This window comes from Pseudomonas sp. S12(2018) (assembly GCF_024355235.1).
Classification (GTDB): Bacteria; Pseudomonadota; Gammaproteobacteria; order Pseudomonadales; family Pseudomonadaceae; genus Aquipseudomonas; species Aquipseudomonas palmensis.
This window is the reverse complement of the sequence record NZ_QLAD01000002.1, coordinates 62,423-78,597: the sequence shown is the minus strand read 5'-3', so window position 1 is coordinate 78,597 and position 16,175 is coordinate 62,423. Positions and strand designations below refer to the sequence as shown.

General features: G+C 64.5%; 17 protein-coding genes. 11 read left to right on the top strand and 6 right to left on the bottom strand.

The features are described 5' to 3' along the window. Positions 1-10 precede the first annotated feature (10 nt). The 6 genes from DN388_RS04180 to DN388_RS04155 are packed head-to-tail and all read left to right on the top strand — an operon-like array spanning position 11 to position 4,243. The gene (locus DN388_RS04180) at positions 11-502 is read left to right on the top strand and encodes a hypothetical protein (RefSeq protein ID WP_043864195.1); all 492 of its coding nucleotides are present in this window, start codon (positions 11-13) and stop codon (positions 500-502) included. Positions 503-526: 24 nt separating this feature from the next. Beyond that, positions 527-1,303, top strand: coding sequence for a class II glutamine amidotransferase (locus tag DN388_RS04175; protein WP_043864194.1), 777 nt, complete (start codon positions 527-529; stop codon positions 1,301-1,303). A gap of 12 nt (positions 1,304-1,315) precedes the next feature. Further along, positions 1,316-1,837: a DUF2937 family protein gene (locus tag DN388_RS04170; protein ID WP_054914961.1), complete on the top strand. Its 522-nt coding sequence runs from the start codon at positions 1,316-1,318 to the stop codon at positions 1,835-1,837. A gap of 44 nt (positions 1,838-1,881) precedes the next feature. After that, on the top strand, positions 1,882-2,634 hold the full coding sequence (locus DN388_RS04165; protein ID WP_043864192.1) for a 5-oxoprolinase subunit PxpA: 753 nt from the start codon (positions 1,882-1,884) through the stop codon (positions 2,632-2,634). Continuing rightward, positions 2,631-3,326 (top strand): 5-oxoprolinase subunit PxpB, encoded by a 696-nt coding sequence (gene pxpB / locus DN388_RS04160; RefSeq protein WP_254996945.1) that lies wholly within the window; start codon positions 2,631-2,633, stop codon positions 3,324-3,326. Before DN388_RS04165 ends, pxpB begins: the two co-directional genes overlap by 4 nt. Further along, a complete protein-coding gene (locus DN388_RS04155) occupies positions 3,323-4,243 on the top strand; it encodes a biotin-dependent carboxyltransferase family protein (RefSeq protein WP_253087234.1) in 921 nt (306 codons plus the stop codon). Before pxpB ends, DN388_RS04155 begins: the two co-directional genes overlap by 4 nt. Positions 4,244-4,283: 40 nt before the next feature. On the opposite strand, the gene DN388_RS04150 is transcribed toward DN388_RS04155, so the two are convergent. From DN388_RS04150 to DN388_RS04140, 3 genes are all read right to left on the bottom strand, one after another. Beyond that, positions 4,284-5,462 carry a VWA domain-containing protein gene (locus tag DN388_RS04150; protein ID WP_254996940.1) on the bottom strand — a complete coding sequence of 393 codons (1,179 nt, stop codon included), beginning with the start codon at positions 5,460-5,462 and terminating at the stop codon, positions 4,284-4,286. An 18-nt stretch (positions 5,463-5,480) separates the two neighbouring features. Continuing rightward, on the bottom strand, positions 5,481-6,326 hold the full coding sequence (locus tag DN388_RS04145; protein WP_043864188.1) for a MoxR family ATPase: 846 nt from the start codon (positions 6,324-6,326) through the stop codon (positions 5,481-5,483). A 178-nt stretch (positions 6,327-6,504) separates the two neighbouring features. Beyond that, the gene (locus DN388_RS04140) at positions 6,505-7,578 is read right to left on the bottom strand and encodes a DUF748 domain-containing protein (protein WP_054914958.1); all 1,074 of its coding nucleotides are present in this window, start codon (positions 7,576-7,578) and stop codon (positions 6,505-6,507) included. Positions 7,579-7,708: 130 nt separating this feature from the next. Between DN388_RS04140 and cysK the strand changes: the two genes are divergently transcribed. The 3 genes from cysK (at position 7,709) to DN388_RS04125 (ending at position 11,062) form a co-directional block, all read left to right on the top strand. After that, the gene (cysK, locus tag DN388_RS04135; RefSeq protein WP_043864186.1) at positions 7,709-8,683 is read left to right on the top strand and encodes a cysteine synthase A; all 975 of its coding nucleotides are present in this window, start codon (positions 7,709-7,711) and stop codon (positions 8,681-8,683) included. A gap of 171 nt (positions 8,684-8,854) precedes the next feature. Next, positions 8,855-9,790: an aspartyl/asparaginyl beta-hydroxylase domain-containing protein gene (locus tag DN388_RS04130; protein WP_043864185.1), complete on the top strand. Its 936-nt coding sequence runs from the start codon at positions 8,855-8,857 to the stop codon at positions 9,788-9,790. A gap of 372 nt (positions 9,791-10,162) precedes the next feature. Next, entirely contained in the window at positions 10,163-11,062 is a 900-nt protein-coding gene (locus DN388_RS04125; RefSeq protein ID WP_254996922.1) for a DMT family transporter, read from the top strand. On the opposite strand, the gene DN388_RS04120 is transcribed toward DN388_RS04125, so the two are convergent. Further along, a complete protein-coding gene (locus tag DN388_RS04120) occupies positions 11,044-11,949 on the bottom strand; it encodes a DMT family transporter (protein ID WP_054914956.1) in 906 nt (301 codons plus the stop codon). The two genes, DN388_RS04125 and DN388_RS04120, sit on opposite strands and share 19 nt — an antisense overlap. Positions 11,950-12,193: 244 nt before the next feature. Between DN388_RS04120 and aceK the strand changes: the two genes are divergently transcribed. Then, positions 12,194-13,915, top strand: a complete 1,722-nt coding sequence (gene aceK, locus DN388_RS04115; protein ID WP_043864182.1) for a bifunctional isocitrate dehydrogenase kinase/phosphatase — start codon at positions 12,194-12,196, stop codon at positions 13,913-13,915. Between the two features lie 31 nt (positions 13,916-13,946). Here aceK and DN388_RS04110 read toward each other — a convergent pair whose 3' ends face one another. Beyond that, positions 13,947-14,735 (bottom strand): DUF6279 family lipoprotein, encoded by a 789-nt coding sequence (locus tag DN388_RS04110; RefSeq protein WP_254998140.1) that lies wholly within the window; start codon positions 14,733-14,735, stop codon positions 13,947-13,949. 186 nt (positions 14,736-14,921) lie between these two features. Between DN388_RS04110 and DN388_RS04105 the strand changes: the two genes are divergently transcribed. Continuing rightward, complete coding sequence (locus DN388_RS04105; protein WP_043864180.1) at positions 14,922-15,758, top strand: S1 RNA-binding domain-containing protein; 837 nt, start codon at positions 14,922-14,924, stop codon at positions 15,756-15,758. Here the strand turns inward: DN388_RS04105 and DN388_RS04100 are convergent, their stop codons facing one another. Continuing rightward, positions 15,759-16,142, bottom strand: coding sequence for a hypothetical protein (locus DN388_RS04100; protein ID WP_043864179.1), 384 nt, complete (start codon positions 16,140-16,142; stop codon positions 15,759-15,761). It abuts the gene before it with no gap. Between the last annotated feature and the right edge of the window lie 33 nt (positions 16,143-16,175).

Sequence of the window (16,175 nt, the reverse complement as noted above, 5' to 3'; positions counted from 1 at the left end):
CACGGACGCCATGACCGAGAACGATTATCTGCTCGCCTGGGGACTCTATGCCCTGGCCGCCCTGGGTTGCCTGCTGGTGGGCTTTCGCCTGACCGCGTGGATGTGGCGCTGGTTGCGCGAGCCGCTGCGGGTGATCATGGCAGTGCTGCTGCTGACCCCGACCATCATCGACCCGGTGAAGGAGAAGTTCGCCCCGGCCATTGCCATCACTGCCCTGGACCTGGCCTTCAAGGTCGGCAACAACGTGCTGCGCGCCGCGTCCGACCTGGCCATGTACGGCATGATCGCGTTCATCCTGTATGGCGTGTTCGTGCTGCTGCGCTGGCCGCTGGAGCGCCGTGCCAAGGCCCGCCGCGCCGCTGCCGAAGCCGCCGCCAGGCGCGATGCCGACGAGCCGCTGGACGACCAGCCGTTCGCCGCCGACAGCCGTGACCGCTACCGCAGCGAACCCCCTGAAGCACCCGCCGGCGGCAGCCGCGAGCGCCTCGAACCGCGTTTGTAAGATCCGCCCTGGAGCGACCCCTGCATGTGTGAATTACTGGGCATGAGCGCCAATGTCCCTACCGATATCGTGTTCAGCTTCACCGGGCTGATGCAGCGTGGCGGACGTACCGGGCCGCACCGTGACGGCTGGGGCATCGGCTTTTATGAAGGCCGTGGCCTGCGCCTGTTCCAGGACCCGGCGGCCAGCTGCGAGTCGGAAGTCGCCAACCTGGTGCAGCGTTATCCGATCAAGAGCGAGGTGGTCATCGGCCACATTCGCCAGGCCAACGTGGGCAAGGTGTGCCTGTCCAACACCCACCCGTTCGTGCGCGAACTGTGGGGGCGCAACTGGTGCTTCGCACACAACGGCCAGCTGGGCGACTTCCAGGGGCAACGCACCTTCTACCGCCCGGTGGGCGATACCGACAGCGAGGCCGCCTTCTGCGACCTGCTCAACCGCATCCGCGAGGCATTCCCCGAACCGGTCGAGGTCGAAGAGCTGATCCCGGTGCTGGTGCAGGCCTGCGCCGAGTTCCGTGGCAAGGGCGTGTTCAACTGCCTGCTCAGCGATGGCGACTGGCTGTTCTGCTTCTGTTCGACCAAGCTGGTACACATCACCCGGCGTGCACCGTTCGGCCCGGCGCGGCTCAAGGACGTGGACATGATCGTCGACTTCCAGGCCGAGACCACGCCCAACGACGTGGTCACCGTCATTGCCACCGAGGCCTTGACCGAGGACGAGATCTGGCACCGCTACGAGCCTGGCCAGTGGGGCCTGTGGCGGCGCGGTGAATGCATTGCCCAGGGTCAGGCCAGCTAAGGATCAGCCTTCATGTTCAGAAGTTACCTGCGTTTGCTGTTGTTTACCTTCGGCCTGCTGGTCGGTGTGCAGATCCCCGGGCTGATCAACGATTACACCCAGCGGGTCGAGGCGCACCTGCTCGAATCGCGCGAGGGCCTCAAGGGCTTCAACCAGACCGCGCAGCGCTTTTTCAATGGCGACCTGCAGGCGCTGGTACGTCACTACCGTGCCAGCGACGACCCGGTGTTCAACAGCGATGCCGACAGCATCGACAGCCTGGTGGCGCGCAATCGCCTGCTCGAAGAAGAGTGGCAGACCCTGCAGCGCCCGTGGCTGGTACGCACCTGGCACGTACTGGTGGCGGCCGACCCGGCCTTGCGCGAGGAAACCCTCAAGGGCTACAGCTACCAGATCCTGCTGGCGCCCGAGGCGATGGCCTGGGGCCTGGCCAGCGCCATGCTGCTGGCACTGGTGATCGAGAGCCTGCTGATGCTGATCGGCTGGGCGATCCTCGGCGGTCGGCGCAAGCCGGTGGAGCCGAGCTGGCGCTAGACGGCCTCCGGGCCGCCCCCCCACCCGACACAGGAGCAACGCGCGTGAGCCGCCTGCTACTCAATTGCGACATGGGTGAAAGTTTCGGCAGCTGGAGCATGGGGCTGGATGCCGAAGTGATGCCCTTTATCGATTGCGCCAACATCGCCTGCGGTTTTCATGCTGGCGACCCGGGCATCATGCGCACCACCGTGGCGCTGGCCGTGGCCGGGGGCGTGCTGGTGGGGGCGCACCCGGCGTACCAGGACCTGGCCGGTTTCGGACGCCGCTCGATGGCCTGCAGCAATGAAGAGATTCGCGACCTGCTGCATTACCAGATCGGCGCGCTGGACGGTATCTGCCGTACCCAGAAGACCCAGGTGGCCTACGTCAAACCCCACGGGGCGCTGTACAACGACATGATGGCCGAGCCGGGCAAGCTGCGTGCGGTGATCGAGGCGGTGGCCGCCTACGACCGCAGCCTGCCGCTGATGCTGATGGCCACGGCCGACAATCGCGCGGCCCAGGCACTGGGTGACGAATATGGCGTCACGTTGTGGTTCGAGGCCTTTGCCGACCGTGCCTACGACCCCGCCGGACGCCTGCTGTCGCGGCGCCTGCCCGGTGCCGTGCACCACGACCCGGCCCTGATCGTCGAGCAGGCCCTGCGCCTGGCACGGGGCGAGCCGCTGGTTGCCAGTGATGGCAGCGCACTGCGCCTGCAGGCCCATACGCTGTGTGTGCATGGCGACAATGCCAGCTCGGTGGCTGCGGTGCGGCAGATTCGTCAGGCTCTCGATGCGCAGGCGGCGCCATGAAGTGGCGCGTCGAGGTGGTTGCTGTCGATTGCCTGATGGTGCGCCTGTTCGATGCGATCGATGAGTCCAACATGCCCTGGATGCTCGCTGCCACCCAGCGTCTGCGCGCAGCCTTTGCGGCGCAGCTGATCGATCTGGTGCCGTCGTACACCACCGTGATGGTGCATTTCGACCTGTCGCCCACCCAGGCCCGCGAGCGTATCGCGCAGGCGCTCGAAGGTCTTCGCCCCGACGAGGGCGGGGCAGGGCAGCGCCACGACATTCCGGTGTGGTACGACCCCAGCGTCGGGCCCGAGCTGGCCTTGCTGGCGCAGCGCAGCGGCGACTCCGTGGCGGGGGTGATCCGCCGCCACAGCGCGCGCGAGTACCAGGTGTTCGCCCTGGGCTTCGCCCCGGGTTTCGCGTTCATGGGGCTGGTCGAGGAGGCGCTGGCCGCGCCGCGCCTGGCCACCCCGCGCAAGCGCGTGGCAGCCGGCAGTGTGGGCATCGCCGAGCGCCAGACGGCGGCCTACCCGGCGGTGTCGCCCGGGGGCTGGAACCTGATCGGGCGTACCCCCAGCCGCCTGTTCGATCGCCAGCGCGAGGGCTACAGCCTGCTGCAGCCGGGCGACCGGGTGCGCTTCGTGGCGGTGGAGCGTGCCGAATTCCTTGCACTCGGCGGCAACGACACGCCCCTGCAGGTGTCGCCGTGAGCCGCTTGCTGATCGAGGCCAGCACGCCGCTGTGCCTGTTGCAGGATTCCGGGCGCTTTGGCGTGCGCCACCTGGGCGTGACCCAGGGCGGTGGTCTGGACTGGGTATCGATGCGCTGGGCCAACTGGCTGCTGGGCAATGCACCGCAGGCGGCGGTGGTGGAGATCACCCTGGGCGGGCTGACGCTGGTGGCCGAGCAGGCGTGCTGCCTGGCACTGGCCGGTGCTGACCTGGGCGCACGGCTCGACGACCAGCCGCTGGCGCCGTGGCGCAGTTTCGTGATGGCCAAGGGGCAGCGCCTGCAGTTCACCCAGCCGCTGCAGGGTGTGCGGGCCTACCTGGCGGCGCCAGGGGGATTCGCTGCGCCGCAGGTGCTGGGCAGTTGCGCTACGGTGGTGCGCGAGGAGCTGGGCGGGCTGACGGGACTGGGCAGGGCATTGGCCCGAGGCGAGTGCCTGGGCTACGCCGGCAACGCGCCGGGTGTGCGTGAGGTGCCCGAAGGGCTTCGACCCGTGCCTGGCACCTGCACCGTGCTGGACCTGGTGATGGGGGCGCAGATCGGCGAGTTTGCCGGGCAGAGCCTGTTCGATGCCTTCAACCGCGACTGGACCCTGGACACCCGCGCCGACCGCATGGGCATGCGCCTGCTGGGCCCGGCGTTGCAGTATCAGGGGCAGCCGATGATCTCGGAGGGGATACCGCTGGGCGCGGTGCAGGTACCGCCGGATGGGCAGCCGATCGTGTTGCTCAATGATCGGCAGACGATTGGCGGCTATCCGCGACTGGGGGCGCTGACCCCGCTGGCGCTGGCCGGCCTGGCGCAGTTGCTGCCGGGGCGTGTGGTGCGGTTGCGGGCCGTGGTGCAGGAGATGGCATGGCGAGAGCAGCAGGTTTATCTGCAGAGGTTTGCCGACTGACAGGGCCTCTTCGCCGGCAAGGCCGGCGAAGGGTTCACCGCTACTTGGACAGAGACCGCATCCCTTCCTCCAGCCCGCGCAAGGTCAGCGGGAACATCCGGTCCTCGACCAGCTCGCGCACGATGTTGGTCGAAGCGGTATAGCCCCAGGTGTCCTTGGGGTAGGGGTTTATCCAGATCAGCTTCTTGTACTTCTCCATGAAGCGGCGCATCCACACATACCCGGCTTCCTCGTTCCAGTGCTCCACGCTGCCACCGGGCTGGGTGATCTCGTAGGGCGCCATGGCCGCATCGCCAACGAACACCACCTTGTAGTCGGCGCCGTACTTGTGCAGCAAATCCATGGTCGAGGTGCGCTCGGAGGTGCGGCGCAGGTTGTTCTTCCACACCGACTCGTACACGAAGTTGTGGAAGTAGTAGTACTCCAGGTGCTTGAACTCGGTCTTGCAGGCCGAAAACAGCTCTTCGCAGATCTTCACGTGGGCGTCCATCGAACCGCCGATGTCGAACAGCAGCAGCAACTTCACGCTGTTGCGCCGCTCCGGCCGCATCTGGATGTTGAGCAGCCCGGCATCGCGCGCGGTGTGGTCGATGGTGCCGTCGATATCCAGCTCTTCGGCCGCGCCCTGACGGGCGAACTTGCGCAGCCGGCGCAAGGCCAGCTTGATGTTGCGCGTGCCCAGTTCCACCCCGTCGTCAAGGTTCTTGTACTCGCGCTGGTCCCATACCTTGACCGCCTTGCCCTGGCGCTTGCCGGCATCGCCCACGCGAATGCCCTCGGGGTTGAAGCCGCCCGAGCCGAACGGGCTGGTACCGCCGGTGCCGATCCATTTGTTGCCGCCGGCATGGCGTTCCTTCTGTTCTTCCAGGCGTTTCTTGAACGCTTCGATCAGCTTGTCCAGACCGCCCAGGGACTGGATCTGCGCACGCTCTTCATCCGTCAGGGAACGCTCGAATTCCTTGCGCAGCCAGTCTTCGGGGATCAGCGCCTCCAGGTGGTGGTCGAGGTTTTCAAGGCCCTTGAAGTAGGCCGAGAAGGCCCGGTCGAACTTGTCGAAGTGGCGCTCGTCCTTGACCAGGATGGCGCGCGCCAAATAGTAGAACTCGTCCATGTCGGCGAAGATCACCCGCTGCTTCAAGGCATTGAGCAGGTCGAGCAACTCGCGTACCGACACCGGCACCTTGGCCGCGCGCATTTCATTGAACAGGTTCAGCAGCATGGCAATGACCCCGTTGGCTCAGCGGTTGCCGCGCCGGCTCATGAACGCCAGGCGCTCCAGCAACTGCACGTCCTGCTCGTTCTTGACCAGCGCACCGGCCAGCGGCGGGATGGCCTTGGTCGGGTCGCGCTCGCGCAATACCGCTTCGCCGATGTTGTCGGCCATCAGCAGCTTGAGCCAGTCGACCAGCTCGGAGGTGGAGGGTTTTTTCTTCAGGCCCGGCACCTTGCGCACGTCGAAGAACACGTCCAGCGCCTCGCTGACCAGGTCCTGCTTGATGTTGGGGTAGTGCACGTCGACGATCTGCTGCAGCGTGGCGCGATCGGGGAAGGCGATGTAGTGGAAGAAGCAGCGGCGCAGGAAGGCGTCGGGCAGTTCCTTCTCGTTGTTGGAGGTAATGATGATGATCGGGCGCTGTTTGGCCTTGATGGTCTCGTCGATCTCGTAGACGTAGAACTCCATCTTGTCGAGTTCCTGCAGCAGGTCGTTGGGGAACTCGATGTCGGCCTTGTCGATTTCGTCGATCAGCAGGATGACCCGCTCCTCGGCTTCGAAGGCCTCCCACAACTTGCCCTTTTTCAGGTAGTTGCGCACGTCGTGCACCTTGTCCACGCCCAGCTGCGAGTCGCGCAGGCGGCTGACCGCATCGTACTCGTAGAGGCCCTGGTGGGCCTTGGTGGTGGACTTGATGTGCCAGGTGATCAGCTTGGCACCGAAGGCTTCGGCCAGTTGCTCGGCGAGCATGGTCTTGCCGGTGCCGGGTTCGCCCTTGACCAGCAGCGGGCGCTCCAGGGTGATCGCCGCGTTGACGGCCAGTTTCAGGTCATCTGTGGCGACGTATGCGCTGGTGCCTTCGAACTTCATGTACCGATCCTCAAAAAATGGTCATGCGGTGACTATCATGCGACGACTATAACGCGGGGCTTGCGTGGCTGTGAACGCGGACGGGGTATTCAGTCTGTGGATGATTGGTCATGGAACCGGGGTGGCAGGCCTGGCCTCGTCGCTGGCTTGCCAGCGAAAGGGCCAGTACCGCGATGGATCAGTCAGCTTTCGGCGGCCCCTGTTCATACCGCGCATTGAATGCCTGCACGAAGCCGTTGCGCAGAATCTGCAAAAACGCCTCGAACGCGCTGATATCGCTGTGATGCACGCTGCCGCTAAGCTCCACGCGCGTGGCGAACTGGTTCTTGCGCTGGTTCTTGAGCACCGTTTCGGTACCGCCCACCAGGGCTTCCCAGATCGAGCGCAGAAACCCCTTGTCCTTGTTCTCCACGTCCTGCTGCCAGTTGAACACTTCGACATCGCGCAACAACGGCTTGATGTAGCCCTTGAGCTGGCCCTTGTTCGCCTCGGCCTCGATCACCACGTCGCCGTGCCCGGCATTGAAGTCGAACTTGCCGTAGGCGCTGGCAAAGTCGTTCATCTGGCGCAGCTGGATGCCGGTGGCGCGCAGGCGGAACTGGAAGTCCTCGAAGTTGCTCAGCGGGTCGAAGGTGGCCGTGCTTTCCACCCGCGCGTCGCCCAGCAGCCGGGCCTTGCCCTCGAAGCGGGCGTCGCGCTTGCCTTCGACGTCCACCACGTTGGTCAGGTTGTAGACGCTGGCGTTGAGCTGGGTCGCTTCAAGGCTGACCGGCGGTTTGGAATTGAAGTTGCGAAAGGTCAGGGTGCCGTCGTCTATGCGCAGCTCGTTGAGGGTGATCGGCAGCAGCTTGCTCAGCTGCGCGCGCCAGTCGGTGCCCTTACCGGTCTGCGACGCCTGGGTGTTGCCGCCATCGACGAAGTTCAGTTTCGGGCGCAGGAAGGTCACTTCGGCCACCACGGCATGGTCGTACCACAGTGAATGCCAGCTCACCGACAGGTCGATCAGCGGCGCCTCCAGAAACGGCACCGGCACCTTGCCCGTGGTCTTGACGATGGTCAGGCCGTTGATCTTGTAGGCACCCCGCCACAAGGCCAGGTCGACATCGGTGACCTGGCCGCGGTAGTCGCCCATGTCGGCGAGCTTTTCGTTCAAGTAGTTGCGTACCAGGATCGGCAGCGTCAGGTGCAGGGCCAGCAGCAACAGTGCAATGCCCAGCAGCCCCCATAGGGGCCAGCGGTAGCGGCGTTTCATCGGCGTGGGTTCCGTGATTGAGGATGATCGGTTGACCGCCGCACGGGCGCATCGGTTCGTTCGGGGTGGACGCACCGCAGGGGCAGGCATACCCTTGAAGTTTTCGCACGGTGCCAAAAGGACCCAAGCCATGAGCCGTATCTTCGCTGACAACGCGCACTCCATCGGCAACACGCCGCTGGTGCAGATCAACCGCATCGCCCCGCGGGGCGTGACCATCCTGGCCAAGATCGAGGGGCGCAACCCCGGCTATTCGGTCAAGTGCCGGATCGGCGCGAACATGATCTGGGACGCCGAAAGCAGCGGCCGGCTCAAGCCGGGCATGACCATCGTCGAGCCGACCTCGGGCAACACCGGTATCGGCCTGGCCTTCGTGGCCGCTGCGCGCGGCTACAAGCTGATGCTGACCATGCCGGCCTCGATGAGCATCGAGCGGCGCAAGGTACTCAAGGCGCTGGGCGCCGAGCTGGTGCTGACCGAGCCTGCCAAGGGCATGAAGGGCGCGATCGAGAAAGCCGCCGAAATCGTAGCCAGCGACCCGGCCACCTACTTCATGCCGGCGCAGTTCGACAACCCGGCCAACCCGGCCATTCACGAGAAGACCACCGGTCCGGAAATCTGGAACGACACCGACGGCGGGGTCGACGTGCTGGTTGCCGGCGTGGGCACCGGCGGCACCATCACCGGTGTGTCGCGCTACATCAAGAACACCCAGGGCAAGCCGATTCTGTCGGTGGCGGTCGAGCCGCTGGTGTCTCCGGTGATCACCCAGGCCCTGGCCGGCCAGGAAATCAAGCCCAACCCGCACAAGATCCAGGGCATCGGCGCAGGTTTCGTACCCAACAACCTGGACCTGTCGATGGTCGACCAGGTCGAGCTGGCCAGCGACGAGGAGTCCAAGGCCATGGCCCTGCGCCTGATGCAGGAGGAAGGCATCCTGTGCGGTATCTCCTGTGGCGCGGCGATGGCCGTGGCGGTACGCCTGGCCGAAAAGCCGGAAATGCAGGGCAAGACCATCGTGGTGATCCTGCCCGATTCGGGCGAGCGCTACCTGTCCAGCATGCTCTTCAGCGACCTGTTCACCGAGCAGGAAAACCAGCAGTAACCACCGCCAGGCTCCACCGAGGCTGATCCGCCTCAATGTTCGGCGCACTGCGTTGTTGCACAATTGCCAACACTGAATGTCCGGCCCCGGTTGTTTTTACCGGGGCCGGATCGGTTTATCATGTCCGATTATCCGGCAGCGATGGCCTGATCGAAATTCAAGGAGTGTTGCATGACCTTTTCCTTTGTCGCCAAGGCAGGTGTACTGCTGCTGTTCTTCGGCAGCACCCTGTACGTGCACCTGCGCGGCAAGGCGCGTTTGCCCGTGTTGCGCCAGTTCGTCAACCATTCGGCGCTGTTCGCCCCCTATAACGCCCTGATGTACCTGTTTTCCGGGGTGCCTTCCAAGCCCTACCTGGACCGTAGCCGCTTCCCCGAGCTGGACGTGCTCAAGGACAACTGGCAGGTGATCCGCGAGGAGGCCATGCATTTGTTCGACGAGGGCTACATCCGCGCCGCCGAAAAAGACAACGATGCCGGCTTCGGTTCGTTCTTCAAGAAGGGTTGGAAGCGCTTCTACCTGAAGTGGTACGACAAGGCGCTGCCATCGGCCGAGGCGCTGTGCCCCCGCACCGTCGAGCTGGTCAACAGCATCCCCAACGTCAAGGGCGCGATGTTCGCCCTGCTGCCGGGCGGCAGCCACCTGAACCCGCACCGCGACCCGTTCGGCGGTTCGCTGCGCTATCACCTGGGGCTGTCCACGCCGAACTCGGACGACTGCCGCATCTATGTCGACGGCCAGGTTTACGCCTGGCGCGATGGCGAAGACGTGATGTTCGATGAAACCTACGTGCACTGGGTGAAGAACGAAACCGAGACCACCCGGGTGATCCTGTTCTGCGATATCGAGCGACCGCTGACCAGCCCGCTGATGACCCGCATCAACCGCAAGGTCAGTGCCTTCCTGGGCCGGGCCACCGCGCCGCAGAACACCGACGACGAGCGCGTGGGCGGCATCAACCAGGCGTATGCCTGGAGCAAACGCTTCAGTACCGTGATCAGCAGCCGGGTCAAGACCTTCAAGCGCGCCAACCCCAAGGCCTACCGCGTGCTGCGCCCGGTGCTGGCGGTGCTGGTTGCTTACCTGCTGTACCGCTGGCTGTTCTGACCACACTCGGTGCAAGGTTGGCCCCTGCCGGGGCGGGCCTTGCACCGTGTCGCGAGTGTGGCTATATTCACCCACAGTTCACCTCACCGAAGACCTGCACATGCCAGCTTCCCGCCCCACCACCGTATTCGCTACCGCGCCCGACGCGGTCGTGGTCGTGCGTGGGTCCCAGCAGCCGGTCATGATCAGTCACTACCCACCACCTGTCAGTAGCCCCGTGGCGTGCGTTGTCGCACCACCCGGCGTGGTTGTAGTGCTGGGCTGAGCGGCCACTGGCTGCGCCCCCACCACACCTGAACCCTACTGAATACGGCCGGCTGCACCGCGCAGCTCGACCGTTCGGCTTACTTGCCCGAATACAGGTGGCATTTCATGTCAGTTATCTCGAAACAATCCGTGGCCTCGGCGGCCACCACCAGCCTGTTCGTCCTGCTGTGGAGCAGCGGCGCCATCGTCTCCAAGCTCGGCCTGGCGCAGGCCTCGCCCTTTGCCTTTCTGCTGATCCGCTTTGCGATTGCCTTTGTCGGCCTGCTGCTGCTCGGCCCGTTGCTGCGCCTGCACTGGCCACGCGGTCGCGGCCCGTTGCTGCAAGCCATCGCCACTGGCTGCGTGCTGCTCGGTGCCTACCAGATCTTCTACCTGCTGGCGCTGGACCTGAAGGTGACGCCCGGCATCATGGCCACCGTGATGGGCGTGCAGCCTATCCTCACGGTGGTGCTGATGGAGCGCAAGCGTTCGTTCAGCCGGCTGTTCGGCCTGAGCCTGGGGCTGATCGGGCTGGTGATGGTGGTGTACGAGGGCATCGGCCTGGGCGGCATCTCGCTGGCGGGCATGCTGTTCGCGCTGCTGGCGCTGGCCAGCATGACGTTCGGCTCGATCATGCAGAAGCGCATCACCAGCAACCCGGTGGGCACGCTGCCCTTGCAGTACCTGGCGGGGCTGCTGATGTGCGCGCTGTTTGCACCGTTCCAGCCGCTGGCGGTCAACCCCAATGCCAGCTTTGTGTTCTCGGTGCTGTGGATGGGCCTGGTGGTGTCGTTGCTGGCGACCTTGCTGCTGTACCGGCTGATCGCCAAGGGCAACCTGGTCAATGTCACCAGCCTGTTCTACCTGGTGCCGGCGGTGACGGCGGTGATGGACTACCTGATCTTCGGCAATCGCCTGGCGGCCTTGAGCCTGCTGGGCATGGGCTTGATCGTGGTGGGCCTGCTGTTCGTGTTCCGCAAGCCCGCGACCAAGCCTGACACGGTGGATCAGTCGCTGGCCAGCTGACGGGCCTGGCGGGCCGGCTTGAGCACCAGCCACAAGGCCACGGCAATCAGCAGCCCGCCATACAGGTGCGCCATCGACAGGGGCTCGTCCAGCAGCCACGCGCCCCACAGCACGCCGAAGGCCGGGATCATGAAGGTCACGGTGGTGGATTTTACCGGGCCGATTTCGCTGATCAGGCGAAAGTACAGGATGTAGGCGAAGGCGGTGCACAACAGGCCCAGCCCCAGCAGCGACAACCACACCTGCCAGCCGCCCCAGCTGGCAGGTGGCTGGGTGATCACGCTGAAGCCGAACAGCGGCAGCAACAGCAAGGTGGCGCCCATCATGCTGCCCAGCGCCGACAGGCGACTGTCCAGGCCGCCCTGCTGGTCGAGCCAGCGCCGCGCCAGATACCCCGAGAAGCCATAGCAGGTGGTGGCCGCCAGACACGAGAGGGCGCCCTGCATGAGCCTGGCGTCGAAGGCCACCGGCCCCGCACCACTGAGAATGCCGACCCCGAACAGGCCCAGGAAGATGCCGCCCAGCTTGGGCAGGGTCATGGCCTCGCGAAAGAACAGCGCGCCGATCAGCACGCCCATCAGCGGCGTGGTGGCGTTGAAGATCGCCGAGTAGCCGGCGGGCAGCACCTGTGCGGCCACCGAGTAGAGCGTTGCGGGTATTCCCGAGTTGATCATGCCCAGAAACAGGCAGGCCTTGAGTTTGCCCTGGAAGTCCCAGCGCACGCGCAGCAGGGCGAGAATCACCAGCAACCCGGCGCAGGCGATGGAGACGCGAAAGAAGGCGGTGGGCAGGGTGCCCAGCACCGGCGCAATGATGCGCATGAACAGAAAACTGGCCCCCCACACGGCAGCGAGAATCAACAGTCGGGTGATGGCGATGGGGCTCACGGGGGTTCTCCGGGTAACAGGGGCAGGGGCGGGAGTTTACGGTAAAGCCCGGGCGGGCTCTCTCGCTTTCTTGCGGTGTCAATTCGGGCGCTTTCGCCAGCACCGCTGGCTCCTGCTGTGGGGGCGGCATCTGTAGGAGCCGGCCTTGCCGGCGAAGGGCGCGAAACGGTTCCTAAGTAGGCTATCGCAGCCTTGCGTGACTGGCTAAGCTCAGGTCTTTGAAATTCCCGCAGAGGTCTTACCCATGCCCCAACAATGGCCGGCCGCCGCCATCGCCCGGATGATTCTCGATGGCTTCGACAGCTACCGTGAGCACTTTCGCCAGATCACCGACGGGGCACGCCAACGCTTCGAGCTCGCGCAATGGCAGCAGATCCAGACGGCCTCGGCGGCACGTATCAATCTCTACGAGGAAAAGGTCAGCGAGGTCAGCGGCTGGCTGGCCGGCGCTTTCGAGCCCGAGGTTCTGCTGGATGCGACGTTCTGGCCGCTGGTCAAGAGCGCCTACATCAGCCTGATCGACCCGCGCCTGGACGATGAGCTTTCCGAAACCTGGTACAACTCGATTTTCTGCAGCCTGTTCAGCCATGACCTGATCAGCGACGGCTGCATGTTCATCCATACCACGCGCCCGGCACTGCGCGCCCATGAGCGCGCCGCGCAGACCCGCACCTACCGCCCCCAGGGCGGGCTGGGCGAGATGCTCGCGCAGGTCTTCGCCGACTACGCCTTCGCGGTGCCCTTCGCCGACCTGCCCGGCGACCTGGCGCGCCTGGAGGCGCAGTTGCGCGAGAACCTGCCCGATTGGGTGTGCAAGGACCCGCAACTGCAGGTGGAGCTGTTTTCCTCGGTGCTCTATCGCAACAAGGGGGCCTACCTGGTGGGCCGGCTGTTCACCCACGATGAACAGTGGCCGCTGGTGATTCCGCTGCTGCACCACGAAGGCCACGGCATCGAAATCGATGCGCTGATCACCGATGAAGCCGATGTGTCGATCATCTTCTCGTTCACTCGCTCGTACTTCATGGTCGATGTGCCGGTGCCGGCCGAGTTCGTGGGTTTTCTCAAGCGCATCCTGCCGGGCAAGCACATCGCCGAGCTGTACACCTCCATCGGTTTCTACAAGCACGGCAAGTCCGAGTTCTACCGGGCGCTGATCAATCACCTGGCCAGTACCGACGACCGCTTCATCATGGCCCCCGGTGTGCGCGGCATGGTCATGAGCGTGTTCACCCTGCCGGGCTTCAACACCGTGTTCAAGATCATCAAGGACCGCTTCTCGCCGTCCAAGAGTGTCGACCGCGCCACGGTCATCGAGAAGTACCGCCTGGTAAAGAGCGTCGACCGCGTGGGGCGCATGGCCGATACCCAGGAGTTCGCCGACTTTCGCTTCCCGCTGGGCAAGTTCGAGCCAGAGTGCCTGGCCGAGCTGCTGGAAGTGGCGCCGTCGACCGTGGTGGTGGAGGGCGACACGGTGCTTATCCGCCACTGCTGGACCGAGCGGCGCATGACCCCGCTGAACCTGTACCTGGAAAACGCCAACGAGGCCCAGGTGCGCGAGGCGCTGGAGGACTACGGGCTGGCGATCAAGCAACTGGCGGCGGCGAACATCTTCCCCGGCGACATGCTGCTGAAGAACTTTGGCGTTACCCGGCATGGGCGGGTGGTGTTCTATGACTACGACGAGATCTGCTTTCTGACCGAAGCCAACTTCCGCTATATCCCGCCGCCGCGTTTCCCCGAGGACGAGATGGCCAGCGAGCCGTGGTACTCGATCGGGCCGCTGGACGTGTTCCCCGAGGAGTTCCCGCCGTTTCTGTTTGCCGACATCGGTCAGCGGCGGCTGTTCAGCCAGTTGCATGGCGAGTTGTATGACGCCGATTACTGGAAGGGGCTGCAGGCGGCGATACGGGAGGGGAAGGTGATCGATGTGTTCCCGTACCGGCGCAAGTGCCGGGAGAACTGAGCAGCTTCGCCGGCCTTGCCGGCGAATCGGTTCAGGATTGCAGGCACTTGAGCTTGCTGAAGTCCTGCTGCACCTTGGCCAGCCTGCCCTGCAGGTGCTGACGTTGCTGCTCGCTGCTCTGCGCCATCAGGTCCACCAGCAGGCTGCGCGCCTCCTGTTCGGTACGCTGGTAGGCCGTGCGGTACTCCGGCGTCCACAGGCTTTCGCGCTGCTTGAGCAGTTGTTCCAGCCTTGGTTCGAATGCCTCGCTGCGCCGTTGCTCCATCGCCGCAGTGAACTGCGCCTGCCAGTGTGCGCGGTTGGCGATCCACTGACGGTTCTGTTCGCCCAACGCCTGTGACCACTGCGCCACGCGCAGGCGCTGCTGCGGGTTCAGTTCGCCCAGCCATGGCGTCAGGCGTTTTTCCATGCGTTGCTGGCGCTGCTCGATCTGCCTGGCCAGCGGCGTCTTCACGTACTTGGCCTCGCGCTCGCGAATGTCTTCGGCAAACGCCTCGCGCATGTCGCTGACCTGTTCGTCGTCCATGCCGCGCAGCAGCAGCGTGGCCGACGGCATGATCTGGTCGGCCACCTCGGCGATGGCCTGCTTGGCCTGCTCGGTGCGCAGCCTTAGCTGCGCGTCGGTGACCTCGTTGTGCGCGACCATCTGTCGAATATCGCCCAGCCATGTCAGATAGCCCGGCAGCTGTGTACGACAATGCCATGCCAGGTGCGCCTTGAGTCGTTCGTCCAGCCAGCCTTTCTGCTGGCGATTCATGCTCAGGTAGTCGCTCAGCGACCAGGGCACCAGTACATCGAGGTTGCGGTAGGCGAGGTCCATGCGGTTGCAGCCGACCAGCAGCAGCGTCGACAGCACCAGCAGCGAAAGGCAGCGAAACAACGTGGACAGGCAGGCATCCATGGGTGCATATCCTTGCAGGGGCGTGCTTGTGTTTATAGAACAACGGCGCGCCTGGCGGTTCCCGTAGCGTGTAGAATGCCAGCCTCGCAACGAGGATTTCAGCAAATGGCTTTAGTTGGGCGTTACAACACTTTGCAAGTGGTCAAGCACACGGATTTCGGTCTGTACCTGGACGGCGGGGCGGACGGCGAGATTCTGCTGCCCAACCGTTACATCCCCAAGGACACGCCCACCGAGGTCGAGGACTGGCTCAACGTCTTCGTCTACCTCGACAGCGAAGACAAGCTGATCGCCACCACCGAGAAGACCAAACTGCAGGTGGGCGAGTTCGCCAGCCTCAAGGTGGTGGAAATCAACAGCATCGGCATCTTCCTCGACTGGGGCCTGCCCAAGGACCTGTTGATGCCGTACTCCGAAGAAAAACGCCAGATGAAGGCGGGCGAGTACTGCGTGGTGCATGCCTACCTCGACAAGCGCACCCGGCGCATCACCGCCACCGCGCGCCTGGACCGCTACCTCGACAAGCTGCCGGCCAACTACAGCGTGGGCCAGGAAGTCGACCTGCTGGTGGTCGAGGAAACCCCGATGGGGTTCAAGGCCATCATCAACAACAAGCACTGGGGCCTGATCCACAAGAACGAAGTGTTCAAGTTCTTGCGTTCGGGCAAGCAGGAGAAGGGCTACATCAAGGAGCTGCGCAGCGACGGCAAGATCGCCCTGAGCCTGCAGCCGGTCGGCCAGGCCCTGGCCAGCACGCTGAACGACAAGATCCTCGACAAGCTCAAGGCCGCCAACGGCGTGCTGCCGGTCAGCGACAAGAGCGACCCGCAGGTGATCAGCGACCTGTTCGGGGTGAGCAAGGGCAATTTCAAGAAAGCGATCGGCGCCCTGTACAAGGACGGGCGCATCGTGATTCACGCCGACCGCATCGAACTGGTCTGATCAGACCTGCACGAAGGCGGCAAAGCTCAGGTTTTCGCCGCCCGGACGCAAGTCCTGCAGCAGCGAGTCGCGGTCGGCGCTCAGCGCCAGGCTGATGGTCGAGCGACGCTTGCCCGGCTTGCGTACTTCCATCTTCTCCAGGTGCGCACGCAGGAAGTTGACCGGCACCTTGAGGTGCTGCAACTGGTCGGTTTCCGGGGTGTAGAGCAGCAGGTTGACCCAGTCGGCCACGCTCTTGGGCAGCACCAGCTTCACCGGCACATCGAACCACCACAGGCTGCGCTTGGTATCGAGCACGGCAAACAGGGTGTTGTCGCTGTTGAGCACAGGGCGTTCCAGCGCCTGGTTGCGACGGGCGATGGCGGTGGGTTTGTCGAGTTTCATGCAGGTTCCTACGGGTGACGCTTGAAAGGTCGG